Source organism: Fulvivirga imtechensis AK7 (assembly GCF_000331535.1).
In the GTDB taxonomy this organism is placed as follows: Bacteria; Bacteroidota; Bacteroidia; order Cytophagales; family Cyclobacteriaceae; genus Fulvivirga; species Fulvivirga imtechensis.
This window is the reverse complement of sequence record NZ_AMZN01000070.1, coordinates 100653-117112: the sequence shown is the minus strand read 5'-3', so window position 1 is coordinate 117112 and position 16460 is coordinate 100653. Positions and strand designations below refer to the sequence as shown.

Annotated in this window: 14 protein-coding genes; 6 read left to right on the top strand and 8 right to left on the bottom strand. The window is 41.5% G+C overall.

Going from position 1 to position 16460, the window contains the following annotated elements:
* The first annotated feature begins 2 nt into the window (after nt 1-2).
* Nucleotides 3-965 (top strand): mechanosensitive ion channel family protein, encoded by a 963-nt coding sequence (locus tag C900_RS20210; protein WP_009582049.1) that lies wholly within the window; start codon nt 3-5, stop codon nt 963-965.
* Between the two features lie 146 nt (nt 966-1111).
* Here the strand turns inward: C900_RS20210 and C900_RS20205 are convergent, their stop codons facing one another.
* Nucleotides 1112-2866, bottom strand: coding sequence for a L,D-transpeptidase family protein (locus C900_RS20205; protein ID WP_185113983.1), 1755 nt, complete (start codon nt 2864-2866; stop codon nt 1112-1114).
* 226 nt (nt 2867-3092) lie between these two features.
* Here C900_RS20205 and C900_RS20200 point away from each other — a divergent pair, with 226 nt between their 5' ends.
* Nucleotides 3093-3827 carry a murein L,D-transpeptidase catalytic domain family protein gene (locus C900_RS20200; protein ID WP_009582047.1) on the top strand — a complete coding sequence of 245 codons (735 nt, stop codon included), beginning with the start codon at nt 3093-3095 and terminating at the stop codon, nt 3825-3827.
* 215 nt (nt 3828-4042) lie between these two features.
* Here C900_RS20200 and C900_RS20195 read toward each other — a convergent pair whose 3' ends face one another.
* Nucleotides 4043-5629, bottom strand: a complete 1587-nt coding sequence (locus C900_RS20195) for a L,D-transpeptidase family protein (RefSeq protein ID WP_009582046.1) — start codon at nt 5627-5629, stop codon at nt 4043-4045.
* A gap of 44 nt (nt 5630-5673) precedes the next feature.
* Here C900_RS20195 and C900_RS20190 point away from each other — a divergent pair, with 44 nt between their 5' ends.
* Both C900_RS20190 and C900_RS20185 read left to right on the top strand, forming a co-directional pair.
* Nucleotides 5674-7698 (top strand): hypothetical protein, encoded by a 2025-nt coding sequence (locus C900_RS20190; RefSeq protein ID WP_009582045.1) that lies wholly within the window; start codon nt 5674-5676, stop codon nt 7696-7698.
* A gap of 2 nt (nt 7699-7700) precedes the next feature.
* Nucleotides 7701-9020 (top strand): DUF5723 family protein, encoded by a 1320-nt coding sequence (locus C900_RS20185; protein ID WP_009582044.1) that lies wholly within the window; start codon nt 7701-7703, stop codon nt 9018-9020.
* Nucleotides 9021-9025: 5 nt separating this feature from the next.
* Here C900_RS20185 and corA read toward each other — a convergent pair whose 3' ends face one another.
* The 3 genes from corA to C900_RS20170 all read right to left on the bottom strand — a co-directional run bounded on the left by corA (nt 9026) and on the right by C900_RS20170 (nt 11852).
* Nucleotides 9026-10126, bottom strand: coding sequence for a magnesium/cobalt transporter CorA (corA, locus tag C900_RS20180; protein WP_009582043.1), 1101 nt, complete (start codon nt 10124-10126; stop codon nt 9026-9028).
* Between the two features lie 2 nt (nt 10127-10128).
* On the bottom strand, nt 10129-10887 hold the full coding sequence (locus C900_RS20175) for a mechanosensitive ion channel family protein (protein ID WP_245558460.1): 759 nt from the start codon (nt 10885-10887) through the stop codon (nt 10129-10131).
* A gap of 116 nt (nt 10888-11003) precedes the next feature.
* Entirely contained in the window at nt 11004-11852 is an 849-nt protein-coding gene (locus C900_RS20170) for an alpha/beta hydrolase family protein (protein ID WP_157494094.1), read from the bottom strand.
* Nucleotides 11853-11920: 68 nt separating this feature from the next.
* On the opposite strand from C900_RS20170, the gene C900_RS20165 reads away from it, so the two are divergent.
* Complete coding sequence (locus C900_RS20165) at nt 11921-12895, top strand: polyprenyl synthetase family protein (protein ID WP_009582040.1); 975 nt, start codon at nt 11921-11923, stop codon at nt 12893-12895.
* A 149-nt stretch (nt 12896-13044) separates the two neighbouring features.
* Nucleotides 13045-13737: an SDR family oxidoreductase gene (locus C900_RS20160; protein WP_009582039.1), complete on the top strand. Its 693-nt coding sequence runs from the start codon at nt 13045-13047 to the stop codon at nt 13735-13737.
* Nucleotides 13738-13803: 66 nt separating this feature from the next.
* On the opposite strand, the gene C900_RS20155 is transcribed toward C900_RS20160, so the two are convergent.
* The 3 genes from C900_RS20155 to C900_RS20140 all read right to left on the bottom strand — a co-directional run bounded on the left by C900_RS20155 (nt 13804) and on the right by C900_RS20140 (nt 16427).
* Nucleotides 13804-14238 carry a hypothetical protein gene (locus C900_RS20155; RefSeq protein ID WP_009582038.1) on the bottom strand — a complete coding sequence of 145 codons (435 nt, stop codon included), beginning with the start codon at nt 14236-14238 and terminating at the stop codon, nt 13804-13806.
* A gap of 110 nt (nt 14239-14348) precedes the next feature.
* Complete coding sequence (locus C900_RS20150) at nt 14349-15632, bottom strand: glycosyltransferase (RefSeq protein WP_009582037.1); 1284 nt, start codon at nt 15630-15632, stop codon at nt 14349-14351.
* A 333-nt stretch (nt 15633-15965) separates the two neighbouring features.
* Nucleotides 15966-16427: a hypothetical protein gene (locus C900_RS20140; protein WP_009582036.1), complete on the bottom strand. Its 462-nt coding sequence runs from the start codon at nt 16425-16427 to the stop codon at nt 15966-15968.
* Nucleotides 16428-16460: the final 33 nt, after the last annotated feature.

Here is a 16460-nt window from a genome sequence, read left to right as displayed (position 1 = left end):
CAGTGAAGACAAAATTTGCAGTACTTTGGTTGATACTGGTAGCATTTCATCCGGCTCTTTCTCAAAGCCAAAAGGCAGATACTGTGCCGAAGGTAATTGTTGTTGCCAATGGCGATAGTAGCGCTTTACCTCCTCAGGATACTTCCGTGGTAGACAGAGTGGAGCAGAAAATGACAGAGGTGCCTAAGTTGTCTGATATTATTTCACTAGGAAAGATATTCTGGTCACTGGTCTTCATGCTGGCAGGCTATATCCTGGTCAGGTTTTTGGATTCTATTCTTGGCAGGTTGGCAGAGAAAAGCCCGAGATACAGGATTACCATCAAGGGGTTGATACCGGTTATTAATATCGCCATCTGGCTCTTTATTATTTTTATTATTATAGCTGGAGTATTTCATCCACCTATTGCCACTGTTTTGGCCGTGACCGCCTCAGTGGGTATAGCTGTTGGCTTTGCTGCTCAGGATATTCTAAAGAATATTTTCGGGGGGATCATGATATTATTTGACAGGCCTTTTCAGGTAGGCGATAAGATAGAGGTGGGCTCACATTATGGTGAGGTAGTGGAAATAGGATTGAGGTCCACCCGTATTGTTACCCCGGATGATTCGCTGGTAACTGTACCTAACAGCGAGATCATGAATACTTCAGTTTCGAACTCTAACAGCGGAGAAACCAACTGTCAGGTAGTGGCAGAAATATATCTGCCCATAACAGTAGACACAGATAAGGTACGTCAGATTGCAATGGAAGCAGCTCAGGTGTCAAGGTTTGTATTTTTGAATAAGCCTATTGTGGTCCTTTTTTTTAATGAAGTAAAGGAAAGGCGCTCATATCTGAAAATGAGGCTCAAGGCTTATGTGTCGGATATCCGTTATGAATTTGCCTTCAAAAGTGATATGACAGAGATCGTGATGCGGGAATTGATAAGGGAAAAGGTGGTTGACCCGGAGGATTTGAGTTGATATTTATTTTAAATAACGTGAGTTCGATATAAAATGCTTAAAAAAAGGGCGGTCAGTTTTTAGAGTACTAATTTTTGATGGGTGTGACATTACCGATTCTATGGTGAATTTTTTTCCGTTTTAATCATTTCTCCCCCGTTCTGCGATTAGATTCCTGCCATCAATTCCTTTTTTCTATTTTTTAGCTGCGCTAGCTGTAGTTTGTCATGGTCGTATATATCTTCTCTGAAGTTTACAAGTCCAATGCTATCCACCCAGGCAGTCTGATACAGCAGGTATACAGGCACCCTTTCCTTCAGATTGACATAAAAGGGCTCCGGTTCGTTCATCGTTTCTAACACCTTTGAAAGATCCCATTCGCTCAACAAGTAGTCTGCAAGCAGTTCGGGAAACTCTAATCTGATACATCCATGGCTAAATGCCCTTTGATCCCGCAGAAACAGATAGTCGGCAGGAGTATCGTGGAGGTAGATATTCATTTTATTGGGCATCATAAACTTCACCTGTCCAAGCGAATTTTTAGGTCCCGGAGGCTGCACAATGCGGATTACCTCACATCTTGCCAGGGTTTCTAAGGTCACAGAGTCTGTGCTTAATGGTGTGGCATTGTTATCCCAGCTATCATATAGCTGATAACCACATCGGGCAAGGTATGAAGGGTCGGCTTCGATAGCAGGTATAATTTCTTTATGTAGAATACTCTTCGGAATGGTCCATCTCGGACTAAAAACAAGGTATTCCAGGGTGTCGTTAAAAATGGGTGTTGCACTTTTCTCTTTGCCAACTATCACTTTCATTTCCAAGGTTTTTTCACCCTTGTCGTAGGCATACAGCTTATATTCAGGCACATTTACCTCAATATATCGATCATTTTTGTCACCGGATCTCCATCGCATACGCTCCAGATTGATTAGTATCTGATCGATTTTTTGCTCGACAGGAATGTTTAAAGCTGCCAGTGTAGTTTTCCCAACTACGCCATCCACTGTTAAACCATGGCGGTGTTGAAATCTTTTAACAGCATTTTCTAGTTGGGAATCAAACAGAGAGTCTTGTAGTGGCTCTTTCTCACGCAGATCTCCCGTAGCCTTTAGTCGCTTACCTAGAATAAGTACATTTGGCCCGCAATCATTTATTTTTAAAACGGTGCCGGGAGGCAATGTGGACCAACCTCCTTCGTGAGCTATTTGTCTGTATTTCTCTAAAGCCTTCATTAATAGTTTATAGTGTCGGGCTGGTTCAAGCATATTTAGCGCTTCATTGATGCCATTAGTTGCCAATATACTTGCTACCGAAGCATTTTTACTGTTGATGACCCATCGGCCGGGAACATTTTCAGCGTTGATAGCACCATTATGAAGATGCCAGGCATAGGTGACATAGGCAATAGAAAGACGGATGTCGAGATGAATGATCTGTAGTACATTAGGTTCACTATCTTTTTCAAATACCTTTTGCTGAAGGTTCAAAAGCTTAGATACAGAATAATAATCTGATTCCAGTCCATGTGTTTCAGCTAGCAGTAGCTGATTGAGCATAAAATCAGCCGTGGGTAGCAGCTTTATGCCATTTGACCAGTACAAATCATGATTATTGAGCCGGTAAAATTCTCTTAGCTCCTTTTCAATGTGTTTTCTATTATGGTCATCATGAATATAGACCGATATAGAAAGCGTATCCAGAAAGTTAAATAGCTTATCTCTGATCTTACTACGATCCCTGACGACCTGAGGCTCTTCCATTGAAAAGTGATGGCTGAAAGTATCTGCAGGATTCAGCCTGGTGCTTAATGAATTTATTTTAGATGTACTTGGTGTCCTGTCACGGCTGCATTGTATAAATAGTAGTAATGCAAATGCAATGAAATAGCCGAAAGCGTTCTTTGAATATTTTGCCAACATGCCGAACATAATGAAAAAGGCATGCCAGCGTTATTATTTACGAAATAAGGTGATTTGCGGGTTGAGACACGAGTATTTTATGTACATAATTTTACACAAACTGAGTATTGATTTCCGAAGAAATTAGAATTTGAATAAAGGTGATGAAATTTTTTTTCTACTCCTTACGTTGGTCACAAGGTTGGCAGCTTAATTAACTATAAAACAAACGAAAAACCGATATTCTATGAAGAAAGTTTTAGTTATTGCGAGTATGCTACTTATCTCATCAGCCAGTATTTTCGCAATTGATCCCAAATCTGAAAAAAGTGAGTTATTAACCAGTTTTGTTGAGAGTACTTACAACCTCCTTAAATATGAAGGCAAAAAGCCGGATTTTGAACTATATAAAAGAGGTATTGTGGGTTACCTTAACCTAAAAAAGCAGAATAAGCTGTCTAATTCGAAATATTTGACACTGATAGATTTTCGCCTCTCTTCCAATAAAAAGCGGATGTGGGTAATAGATATTAAGCAGAACAAGGTCGTCTACCACTCACTGGTAGCCCATGGCCGCAACACGGGCAACGAGTTTGCTAAAGTATTTTCTAATACACCTAATTCGAATAGCAGTAGTCTGGGCTTTTATTTGACAGCAGAGACCTATTATGGGAAACATGGTCTTTCTCTCAGACTAGACGGTATGGAGCCGGGGTTTAACAACAATGCACGTAAAAGAGCAGTGGTAATGCACAGTGCAGACTATGTAGATAAGTCGTATACAGAGGCGTATGGACGCATTGGTCGTAGCTTTGGGTGTCCGTCTATTCCAATAGATGGTCATAAGGAGTTAATAGGTAAATTAGCCAATAATAGTTGTTTATTTATCTATTATCCGGATAAAGAATACCTCCAAAAGTCTGTGTTGGCTAATGAAGCGAATGCTTATGAGATGCTTGAAAGCAGCAACTATCTGCTGTAGAACAGTACAGTTCGAGAACGGTGATAATGAAGATCTGAAGGACGAAGAAATTGAAAATGAATGCTAAATAGTGTCTCTAAGAAAACGTCAATATCCGCGTTACGCTCGTCCCAAACAATGCTCACATACCTTAGTGCGTTTTGCTTTTTTGGGACTTCGTACCACCCTCTGGCGGGAACGTTTTCTTAAAGCCACTTAGACTTTTCTTACAAACGCTAAATAGAGGGCGGAGACTTTTGCAGAGCGCGCCATAGTACCTCATCCCTGTCGTATATATCTTTTCTGAAGTTAATCGATCCGTTTTCATCAACGAAAGCTGTCCAGTATAGTATATGTACATCTACCTCTTCTGCCAGCATAACGGTATAGTTCTTATCTTTTCCAATTACCTTATTGATCCGCTCCTCTGTCCATTCTGCCGGATGGTCTTTTAGCAGATAAACAGCCAGATCTATAGGGCGGGAAAGCCGGATACAGCCTGAGCTCAACGCCCGGTCGGTTTTACTAAAAAGTTCCCGGTGATTCGTGTCATGCATGTATACATTGTAGGGGTTAGGAAACATAAACTTCACCACCCCAAGAGCATTATCCAGCCCGGGGTCCTGCCTGAGCTGGTATGGAAAATTACCCGGTTTTGCTTCAGCCCAATTGATTGAAGACGGATCGATCTCTGTATTTCCTTTAATTACTTTTATGTTGTTTTTGCGTAAGTAATTTAAGTTGTTTCTAACAGCAGGAATGATATCATTGTGTAAAATGGTAGGGGGTATAGTCCAGTAGGGGTTAAAAACAATATAGAGCATTTTTTGGCTAAAGACGGGCGTCTTGCGGTATGGCTTGCCTACTACTACATCCATTTCCAATTGCAGTTCATTGTTCTTTACTACTTCCAGCTCATAGTTGGCTATGTTTACCAAAATGTAATGCGCCCCCATGTCAAGTGGCAGCCATCTGCAGCGTTCCATATTTAGAATTATCTGTTGTATTCGCTTATCCACAGTTTCATTCATCACGTTAAAGGTGCCTTTCCCAATGACACCATCCGCTTCCAGACCGTTTTTCTTTTGAAATACTTTTACCGCGCTTTCAAGTTCTGCATCATAAACAAGCGAGTCTGCAACCGGTTCATGAGCAAGAAGGCCTGTGACAGCCAGTCTTTTCCTGATAAGAGGTATTCTCGGATCAGTGGCTTTGGGTTTTATTGATTCCCCTTCTGGGATGCGGGGCCAGCCTCCGTTGGATTTTATTTTCCGGTAAGACTTGAGTGCGCTTTTTAACCGCACATAAGTTTTATAGGTGGGCTTAAGGCTGTTGAGGCTTCGTGCTATTTCAATATTATCCAGCGCCTCGGCAAGCAGTTTTTTTAAGTTAGTTTCCTTTCGGGTGGCCCTCCACTCCGCATTTAGGGTTACCGGATCTACCTTTCCTGCAATTAAATGCGATGCGAATAATAAATATGCATCTGTGAGCAGAATATCCATCTCAGGAGTTAAGGAATGCATACCAGTATAGTTGGTCTTTAAATACTCATAATGATAATCTGAAGTATTTAGTCCCTCGTTTTCCGCCAGCTTGATCTGCTCTATTAGCTCTGAAATATTGTCATCATTGGTCCAGGCTGGTTTGAAGGCCCTGTCGAAGTAGAATTCAGGCAATGTTTTTTTGCAAAACATCAATTCCCCATCAATGTTGTATTGTTTAAGCTCAATTATCCTTCTGATCTCATTATTAGATATTTTGTCACTCTGAGCATGCAGTGTGCCGGATAAAATGTAAATGAGAATAGTAAGAAGAGTTTTCATGAAAGACTAAATTGTTTTATTTTTCTAAAATTAAAGAATAAGAGATGAAAGCATATAAAATATGTGTCTTGTTTTTGATAATACTATTGCAGGGGTGTGATCCCAGGGAAATAGACCTTCCCGCCTGGGAATCGGAGGTACTGCTGCCATTGATAAATGCTGATTTTAGTATAAGTGATATTGTGCTCAATGAGGATTTAAAATTAAAAGAAGACTCTTCCGGGGCGTTGTCAATAGTATATTTAAGTCACCGAGATAGTTTTAGATTAAAAGACTACCTGGAAATCCCGGATAAAAAGGTTGATTTCAAGCTTCCCGGCATCCCCAATGGGATAGATGACTTCGAATTTGAGGCTGGTATCAGTGCGCAGGAACTAGAGCTGCCTGAGGGCTCAAATGTGTATGTACCCCCCTTTCATGTAGAAGAGATCACTGATGCGGCTGATATATCCGAATATTTTATCGAGGCGCTTTTTGAATCAGGAGAAATAGCATTAACTGTAGAGAATGGGTTCCCGTTCAGTATAGATGCCGGTCTTAAAATTGAAATTATTAATAGTGACGATGGCAGTGTGGTCGTTTCTCATGTGGCAGCTTCTTCATTAGCAGCTAAGTCTGAGTATACCATTGCTCCGCTGGCTTCGCTGGCAGGAAAACGCATTGGAAATAAATTAGAAGTTGTTGTCAGCAATATATCTTCAGATGGCACTTCAGAAGGAACTATTACTGCCGGTGATCGTCTGGGTTTCAGGCTATCCCTTACTGATTTAAGGTTGGCCAAAGCTACATTGGTCATTCCACCCTTCGCTGCCCAGACTCAGCAATATGCAACCTCTTTTGTACTGCCTTATGGAGCGAAGCTTACGGCAATTCATATTAGTGATGGCAATATCAAAGCTGTCATGGACCAGACCACAAATTTTCCGGTAGCTTTAGATATCACATTTAATTCAGCGATGCAGGATGGACAGCCATTACAGGAAAGTATAGATATGGAAACTGATCAGCGAGTGGATATAGCCTTGGAAGGCACTGAGATCGACATGAGCAATGGAGGGCAGGCATTGGCCAACACAATTGCTTTTTCATTTTCCATTTCTTCACCAGGGAGTAATGGTCCTGTTACCGTAGACTTCTCACAGCCTCTTTCCGGTTCACTGGAAATATCCAATATTAGACCATCTGCTGTTTTTGGTTACCTGGGTAGTTACGAGCACCTGCTTAATGGCGGCCTGGAAGTGGATTTTTTCGACCATGTGGTAAGTGGTACAATAAACTTTTCTTCACCGACAGTTACAGCATATGTGCATAATGAATTGGGGACGGGCGTCAGTTTGATTGATAATAATGATCTTTACGTGAGAGGTACAAATTCTAAACTTCATCCGGGTGTGGCAGTACTTATCAGGAATTCTCTTAAACAGGTGTCCGTAGCGCCAGCCCATACGCCAGGCCATAACCAACTGAGCAAAATCGAACTTAACGAAGATAACGAACCAAATTTTGATGATTTTTTGAGTCTGCTTCCATCAGAGATCGTTTTTTCCTTTCCCGTTAGGATCGGAACAGCGCAAGAGGACCTGTCACAATTTGCCCTGGATACAAGCATAGTATCCGGGTACATAGAAACCGAGTTTCCGCTTAATTTTGAAGCCAATGAGCTCACCTTCACCGATACCCTGGACCTTGATGTTGCCTTTGAAAACAGCTATTCAGAGGTGCTTAGTGGCGACCTGATAACAGTGGCCACTAATATGTTGCCGGTGGAACTTCTACTGCAAGTATATTTTATGGATGATGAAAAAAATGTGCTGGACTCTCTTTTTGTTGAGCGCAGGCTGATCACGGCAGGTGAGGTCGATGAGCAGGGAAGGGTCATCAGGCCATCAGAGGTGAAATTTGTGATCACTCTTGATAATGATGCTGTAGAGCATCTCAATATGGCCAGTTACGCACAACCAGTTTTTGTACTCAACACATCTGGTGAGCAGAAAGTAAAAATATTCTCCGACTCACGGGTGAACCTAAAAATGAATGGAGACTTTCGGGTAGTGCTGAAAAATGAATAAGTATGGTCAGGGGATTAGTAACTATTTCATGTGTTTTGTTTATTGTAACCTTTTCCAGGGGGCAGAATAATCTTCAGTTGCATTATGGCTACAGAGGCTCCATTTCAGCAGCTAAGTTTTTGCCATCGACATTGCACTTGGGTAAAGACCGGATGATGATGGGCTTTAACTACAAAGCATGGATCGCCAATAAATCTTTGTCTTATGCCACCATTACGGATATCAGGAATAAAGGTAGCATTACAGATACCGATATTGGTACTTTTATAGGTGAGCTGGACAGGGAAAATATTATTGGAGCAGGTCAGGATGTCATGTTGCTTGGCATCGCTTATCAATTAACGCATACCCGTCACAGGGCAACTATTGGTTTTGGCATTACAGATCGGATGTCTGCCAGTTTTCGGTACCCGAAGTCACTGTTGCAGTTGGCATGGAAAGGGAATGCACAGTTTGAAGGGCAGCGGGTGGATCTAAGTCAGGTATCTCTGGATGCCCGTTATTTTAGAGAGTTTGCTTTTGCTGGCGCCATGGATATACTCAGAGTTGGAGATCTGAGATTGCGAGGTGGTGCATCTTTAAAATTTTATTACGGTCTGGCAGCGATCTATATGCCTGCCAATCAATTATTTTTTACCACAGGAGAAAACGGTGACTACCTGCAACTGGATTATGACTATAGTATTTATACATCCGGCATCGAAAATTTTTCCTTTTTTAAGGGGCGCGGTCATGGATGGGGAGGCAATGTGGGAATAACCATGAGCTATGAAAAGCGACATTACTTTGATGTGGGTGTCAGCGACATTGGCTCCATAACCTTTTTTAACGAAACTAAAGTTTTTAACGATAATAACACTATACTTTACTCCGGGCTTACCCGCCGGGATCTTGAAGACCTGAGTAACTATGCTGACAGTGTGGCTAATATTTTTGATAATAAGGTGGTAACTGATAAAAACTTTAAAATGGCTTTAGGCACACGGCTGATGTTGCAATATTCATATAGGTTTGTATACGATGACCCCGAACGAAATCCTGGTAATATTTTCATCACTTTGGTAAAGGGATTTTCCGAACTACCGGGGGTAACGCGTGAACCGCGAATTAGCATTGGCTATAATCAAAGGATATTAAAAACCTTCTTTGTAGGTATAAGTAGCTCCTGGGGTGGCTTTAATGATCTCGCCATAGGAGGCTTAATGGGTGTAAGAATTCGCAAAACACGATTGGGAATACATTGCGATGATTTTACCGGATTTTTATTCCCGAAGCTGGGCACCGGGGCAGGCATAGGGTTAATCCTTCAGACGGCTTGGTAAAATTCTTACAACCACTTTTTACGCTTGAAATACATCAACATACCGATGCAGATCAGCAGCATTACTCCCCAGGTGCCAAAATATCCATATTTCCAACTCAGCTCCGGTATATACTCAAAGTTCATTCCATATACCCCCACAATGAAGGTCAGTGGAATAAAAATGGTCGCTATTACCGTCAGTACTTTCATGACCTCATTCATCCTGTTGCTAACACTGGTCATGTACATATCCATCACACCAGTTACCAGATCCCGATAAGTTTCCACTGTTTCTATCACATGAATGGTGTGGTCATACACGTCACTAAAAAAGGGAAGAGTGTCTTTTTTTATAAAAGAATACTCTCCTTTAGTCACCTTACTCAAAGCTTCTCGTAAAGGATATACTGATTTTCTTAAGAAAACAAGCTCTTTTTTTAGTTGTTGTATCTTTTTTAAGGTTGCTCTGCTAGGATTGTCATAAACTTCATCTTCAAGTATCTCTATTCGCTCTCCCACTTTCTCGAGAATAGAATAATATCCATCTACAACAGTGTCAATAAGCCGGTAAAATAAGTAATCGGACCCCTTCTTTCGCGCCCGGTTTTTATTATTATTGATCTGCCGGAGTCTGTTCCTAAAACCATCAAAGATATCACCTTCTTTTTCCTGGAATGAAAGTAGGTAATTTTTGCCCAGCACGAAGCTGATCTGCTCATAGGTTATAGAGTCTCCGGTGAGGTTGTAGAGAGTCTTTAACACAAAAAATAAATGATCCGCATAATCTTCAGATTTGGGTCTGTGCTCTGTGTTAAGTACATCCTCAAGCAACAAAGGGTGGAGGTGAAAGTGCTCACCGATCTGCTCAATGAGATCAACATTATGCAAGCCATCGATATTTACCCAGTTTACCTTGGTCTTGTCCAGTCGCCCGATGATCTGCTCAGTATTTTGACTGCTGTACTCCTCTATCTCATGTTCGTTATAAGCGATCAGATCTACCTGCGACTTGTCACTTACCTTATCACCCACAAATATCAGTGTTCCGGGAGGTAGTCCGGCTTTCGCCTGAGAGTTGCGGATTCCTGCGAGTTTGGGGAGTTTGGATAATCTGGGTAATTGCATAGCTATTCTGTTTTCTTTTCTTTATAAACAATTGTACGATACGGAAAAGGTATTTCTATACCTTCCTGATCAAACCTTTCTTTGATCGATTTGTGCAGATCGCACTTCATGGCAAAGCCATCGCGCGGGTTGCTTGCCCATACTGAGGCCCGCAGGTTGACAGAGCTATCACCGAAGCCGATTAGCCTGACAATAATTTCGGGTATGCCTTTATCAACATCTTCCTGGCTACGGTTATCAATCTGGAAAGGGTGTTTCTCTGCTTCCTCCTGGATGATCTTCATGGCTAAGTCGATATCCGAATCGTAACTGATCCCCATGAATACAAACATACAGACCTTATCTTCTGTAAGAGTAGAATTGGTAATGGTCTGCTCGCTGATAATAGAGTTTGGGATCACTATTCTTCTGTTTTCGAAATTTTTGATGATTGTATGACGAAGCGTTATGTCTTCCACCACACCGGCATGTAATTCACCAATGTTTATAATGTCATCAACGCGAAAAGGCTTAAAGATCACTATAAATACTCCGCTGATGATATTGGAAAATGCAGATTGAGAAGCAAAACCAACAATAGCTGCCAGAATACCAGCACTCGCAAAGAGTGTTACACCATAAGCACGCAGAGGAGGGATACTTTGAAAAATGACTATAATAGCTATCATAAAAACAATAAAACTTACCGCATTTTTTAAAAAATTATATTTCGTAGGGTCTACATTCAGCTTGGAGGAAGCGGCTTTTACAAATTTACTCATGATCAATCTTAAGATTTTAGAAAATATAAAAGCTATAACCAATATGATCATTGGTATAATAAGGTATTCTATCAACTTAGATTCGTTGTTCAATATGTTTTTGAGCTCCATTATTCCTAGATATGTTTAAAAAAATTCAGTGTCTGTTTCAGTGCTGTTTGTGTATGATCGGGCAAAATTGACTGATAATATGGATGGGCGCCTCCCAGTACATGATTGGCGCCATCTATGATCAACAACTCTGATTGTGGATTTAATTTATGTAAATAGCTGGCACTCTGTACTCCTACCGTCTCATCCTGGCTACCATGAACTATCAGGAACGGGATTTGCAAGACTTTCACCGCATTGGATATATGTAAGCGTTCATGGTTTGATTTCAGGTCTTCCACAATCTGGTACTTTACAGGCATGTTTTGTTTTGTTCTGCTGTTATATACGTAGGCAATCTCATTTTCTTTCCACCCTTTTAACAGATTGTCAGTCCATCTGTTAAAGTCGTCTACTGCAGACCAGGTAGCAACACCTTTTATCCTTCGATCCTCCTTTGCTTTCAGCAGCACCAGGCCACCGCCTCTGCTATGCCCCATCAAAAATAATTTATTCAGATCCATTTCAGAAGGGGGTACAACACAATCTTGTGAAAACAGATAGTTGATTACGGTGCCTGTATCATCAAGTTCAATACTGAAGTTGTTCTCACTAAAGGCTTCAAGGTCTGCAAAATCCTGCGGATTTTCAGGAGTTGTGCCATTGTGTGAAAGATTTGGTTTCACGAATATAAAACATTCTTCTGCCGCTGTGTCTGCTATGAGATTGAAGTGCCCCCAATCTTTAAAACCTTTAAAGCCATGTATGAACAATATGACCGGTTTTTTCCTGTGATCAGGTATGTACCTGATGTCAGTCAATATTTTTTTAGAATGGTGGCTGCTGGTAAGGGTAATATTGTCAAATAATTTCACAGAGTTAGTCATTTATATATTTTGATTAGGGTGATTTCGTCAGTATTATTGTACCTCATTAGTCCCCCATGGCTTTAACACTGAAAGATATCAAGGCTCCTATAGCTTCAGAGATGGAGGAATTTGAAAAGAAATTCCGTGCGTCTATGAAGACCAAGGTATTGTTGCTCGACAAAATAATGAGTTATATCGTAAAGCGCAAAGGCAAGCAGATGCGTCCGATGTTTGTTTTTCTTAGTGCAGGCGCCTGCGGGGGTATTTCAGAATCGACATACCGGGGAGCATCGCTGATCGAACTGCTGCACACCGCCACTCTTGTGCATGATGATGTGGTGGATGATGCCAACTACAGACGTGGTTTTTTTTCAGTAAATGCCCTTTGGAAGAATAAGATAGCAGTGCTTGTAGGTGATTACCTGTTGAGCAGAGGGCTTTTGCTATCTGTGGATAATGGTGATTATAACCTCCTTAAAATAGTATCGGATGCCGTAAAAATGATGAGTGAGGGGGAGTTATTGCAAATGGAGAAGGCAAGACGACTGGATATTAATGAGGAAGTATATTACGAGATCATCAGGCAAAAGACGGCATCACTGATCGCTTCCTGTTGTGGTGTTGGGGCGGCATCTTCCGGTCAGGAGAATGGTACTATAGAAAAAATGCAGTTGTTTGGCGAAAAAGTAGGGATGGCTTTTCAGATAAAAGATGACCTTTTTGACTATGGGGAGGCTGAAGTGGGCAAGCCTCTGGGTATTGACATCAGGGAAAAGAAAATGACACTGCCACTTATCAAAGCCCTGGCTCAGGCTTCATGGCTTGAAAAGCGGAGAATACTCAATCTCGTACGGAATCACAATGACAACACGAAGAAGATCAATGAGATTATTCATTTTGTGAAGGAGTCAGGGGGATTGGAATATGCTGAAAAAGTGATGCAAAAGTACTACAAAGAAGCGCTGGATATTCTCAATGAGTTTGAAGACTCCGTCTATAAAACTTCGTTGAGCCAACTGGTGCAGTTTACCATAGAAAGAAGTAAGTAGTGTCTATAAGAAAACGCCAATGTCTGCGTTATGCTCGTCCCAAAAATGCTCACGTACCCCAGTACGCTCCGCTTTTTGGCACTTCACAAGCCTTGACCTTGACATTTTCTTAAAGCCACTTAGAGTTTTCTTACAAAAACTAAGTAACAATGGAGTTAAAGAATAAGGTAGCTATAGTAACCGGAGTAAGTAAAGGAATAGGTTTGGCCACGGTGAAGACACTATTAGAAAAAGGGTGCAAAGTAGCGGGGTGGGGCAGGACCAATGCCAACCTGGAGCATGACAATTATTACTTCTATAAAACGGACGTGAGAAACGTAGAAGAAGTAAATGCTTCATATGATGCTACGATCAGCGATTTGGGGGTGGATATTGCTATTTTGGTAAACAATGCCGGCCTGGGCTTCGAGGGTGGAATTGAAAAGATAGAAGTAAACCAGTGGCATCAGATGTTTGAAACTAATGTAGATGGTATTTTCTATTGTAGCAGATTGGTAATCCCTCAAATGAAAGCTAATGATGAAGGACATATCATCAATATTTCTTCAATAGCAGGTAATACCGGTATTCCTAATATGGCCGCTTATTGCGCTACAAAACATGCCGTGATGGGACTGTCACATGCTATGTACAAGGAGCTGAGAAACTTCGGTATTAAGGTCACATGCGTTTACCCGGGCTCAGTTAAAACCAACTTCTTTGATAAAATAGATTCAGTAACCATCAACGATGGTATGATGATGCCTGAAGATATAGCCAGTACCATTGTCCACTGCCTGGAATCACAGGCCAACTACCACCATGTAGATATTGAAGTGAGGCCGTTGAAGCCAAGGAAATAGTTTTCAGTTCACGGTTCGCAGTTTCGCAGTTCACAGTTTCGCCGAAGCAACCAGACAGAGGCTAGCCTAACCTTCACGATTTAGCTTCTTAAACCAATCATAGGCCTCTCGCTCATCAACGAAGGTCTCTAGCTTAATCTGCTGGCTGGCGTAGCGCTTATTCATGGTGTTCTTAAATTTTTCCATAGCATATTTGGCAAACGCATCATCACCAATGATCACAGCATGAGTTTTGACTCCGGCCTGCACAAACAGAAGCTCATTCCAGGTGTCGTCAAGCCACTGTTGGTCGGCTAGTGGCAATACTGATAGCTTTCTGGTATCCGCCAGCCAATGCAGGCCCGGATGGTCCTTTTTAAGGGCTATGTAAGTGTCGTATACCTTCAATAAACCCTTTCGGAAGTTGTCGCCTTTGGCTTTATCTTTCCAGATATGATGCAATACCTTGCTTTCTTCGTCAAAGTGGCAGATAAGGTAATCTTCTTCAAATACTGTTTTCATACCTTACAATAAGTATAATTTTCTTTAAAAATCATAATGGTTTTATTGTTCCAGGTAGATAAAAAGCCAGAATTAGCGTCTTTTAAAATTTGGATCCTGCTTTTTGAAAATTATTCAATATTGTTCTCAGCCACTACTTTTTTAAATAGCACCTCTTTATCTGTTTCCATGTTCATAAGCTCTGCCATGCTGATGGCGTTTGCTTTATAAACAGTATTATTCAATAGGTCCAGGAGTTGTGATTCAAAATTACGCTCATTGAGCTTGTTGATAGGGCTCCCTTTCGGGCCAAGCCGCAATTGTGATATCAGGCTGTTCCAGAAATATTGATCGACAATGTGGGGTGTGATCAGCGATGGGCAACCGTACTTGAGGGCAGTGTGGGTTGTGCCGGATCCACCGTGGTGAACCACGGCATACATCTTTTGAAATACCCAGTCGTAGGGGATATTCTCAACAAAATGTACATGGTCAGGGTAGTGAGGTGGAGCGATCAAACCTCCCCACGATGTATTGATTATAGCGGGGATCTTATGTTTTCTTAGTACCTCAATAATAATGCTTGTTTTTTCTGCTGGTTTTGCATTCGACATGCTTCCAAAAGTGATAAAAACAATTTTTTTATATCTGTTGATAAAACCTGTTAACGCTGTGCCAGGTTGCCAGTCTGTAGCCTTTTCAAATTCGTAAAAACCAACCACCTCAGCCTGTGGTGGCCAATAGTCCGGTTTGGGAAACAGACTGGGAGAAAAAGTGTAAAAGGTCTTTGTATCGTGAAGCAATGCTTTTTTGATCCTGATAGGTGAGAACTTTACTCCGTCCAATTCTTTTTGATAAGACTTGGTTTGTTTATGAATAACAAAAGAGCGAACGGTATTTGCCAACCAATAGCTGAATCTGTTGAGGGCTGGCCCTAAATTAGCATTGCCCTTTATTCCCAATACGGAGCGGTGCCTGGTTTCATGTAAAATACAGGGGAGCGGACTCACCAGAATGGCCTTTCCGGGGTTGGCCATGCCCCATACTACCGGGTACAGACATTTCGAGTGGTAGAGAACCCTGTCGGGTTTCTCCCGTACAATGATCTCATATTGTGCCTCGATCAGCTCTCTATGAATTTTCATCATGGCCTTTGAGATTTTCATGATCGTTTTTATGCGCGAAAAAAACGAACCCTGGGCACCCATGAGCTTTTTGCCTTCCATACTTTCCAGGAGGTCGAGAAAGTGCTTACCAAACCCTTCAAAAGCTAGCCCGGCCTGTTCTACAACATTTCGAAACTGCTCCGGAAAAACACAAATGACGTTATAGTTTCGCTGTTTCAGGATTTGAGCGATAGCGAGAAAAGGCTCCATGTCACCTCTTGTTCCTATGGAAAACAGAATTATTTTCATGTGTGAATCAAAATTTTCAGTGATTAGACTGCTTAAAATCCGTTAATTGGTGTCTGTAAGAAAACGTTCCCGCCAAACAGCGGGATGAAATGCCAAAAAGCGCAGCGTACTGGGGTACGAGAGCATTTTTGGGATAACGCCGACATTGACGTTTTCTTAGAGACGCTAATTAATAAACAGATTAGGCGTCTTTTAGCATTACCCAGTGGCAAGCGCAATATAAGACGCTACGAATGGCAGCAGGTTCACTTTAATTTCAGATTCATCGACAATATGGTGTGGTTGCCGAAACGAAGGATGCTGTGTTTTTGTGAATTTTACTGGTAAGGTGGCTTATGCCACCCTTTCTCTGCCGGCTTCCATCACGGCATATTTACGCATCTCCCTGTAGTCTTCCTCCTTCATGGTCTCTACCGCTGTGCCGGAGGTTTCAAGAGAATAGTTGCCGTCATGCTCCCACCAGTTGCGGGCATGCTTTCGTGCTTCTTCTCTATCTACTTCAAACAGTTGGATGTACGAGTCAGAGATCATCCACGACTTGTCGGAGTTGCTATACTTTTCAAAGATCATATTCCGCATCTGTGTAGCGGTCTTATCCTGATTTTTGAAATGGGATATCGTGTAAGACATAGTCTCAGGTTCTGTCATCACATTATCCCAGAATTTTTTGGATGATACAATTTGTGATGTAGTGAGCAGGTAGCCGAAACCCTTTTCGACTGGCTCTTTACTGATATCACAGGTAGCCCTGAATTCCTTCTTCTTCTTTCCGAATAGCTTGTTAATAAAAGACATGTTGTTATTGTTTTGTTATTGACCTTACAATTT

Coding starts and splice junctions, on each gene's coding strand:
- C900_RS20205 (WP_185113983.1), bottom strand. CDS start 2,866: ATGTTGGCAAAATATTCAAAGAACGCTTTCGGCTATTTCATTGCATTT.
- C900_RS20200 (WP_009582047.1), top strand. CDS start 3,093: ATGAAGAAAGTTTTAGTTATTGCGAGTATGCTACTTATCTCATCAGCC.
- C900_RS20195 (WP_009582046.1), bottom strand. CDS start 5,629: ATGAAAACTCTTCTTACTATTCTCATTTACATTTTATCCGGCACACTG.
- C900_RS20190 (WP_009582045.1), top strand. CDS start 5,674: ATGAAAGCATATAAAATATGTGTCTTGTTTTTGATAATACTATTGCAG.
- C900_RS20185 (WP_009582044.1), top strand. CDS start 7,701: ATGGTCAGGGGATTAGTAACTATTTCATGTGTTTTGTTTATTGTAACC.
- corA (WP_009582043.1), bottom strand. CDS start 10,126: ATGCAATTACCCAGATTATCCAAACTCCCCAAACTCGCAGGAATCCGC.
- C900_RS20175 (WP_245558460.1), bottom strand. CDS start 10,887: ATGAGTAAATTTGTAAAAGCCGCTTCCTCCAAGCTGAATGTAGACCCT.
- C900_RS20165 (WP_009582040.1), top strand. CDS start 11,921: ATGGCTTTAACACTGAAAGATATCAAGGCTCCTATAGCTTCAGAGATG.
- C900_RS20160 (WP_009582039.1), top strand. CDS start 13,045: ATGGAGTTAAAGAATAAGGTAGCTATAGTAACCGGAGTAAGTAAAGGA.
- C900_RS20155 (WP_009582038.1), bottom strand. CDS start 14,238: ATGAAAACAGTATTTGAAGAAGATTACCTTATCTGCCACTTTGACGAA.
- C900_RS20150 (WP_009582037.1), bottom strand. CDS start 15,632: ATGAAAATAATTCTGTTTTCCATAGGAACAAGAGGTGACATGGAGCCT.
- C900_RS20140 (WP_009582036.1), bottom strand. CDS start 16,427: ATGTCTTTTATTAACAAGCTATTCGGAAAGAAGAAGAAGGAATTCAGG.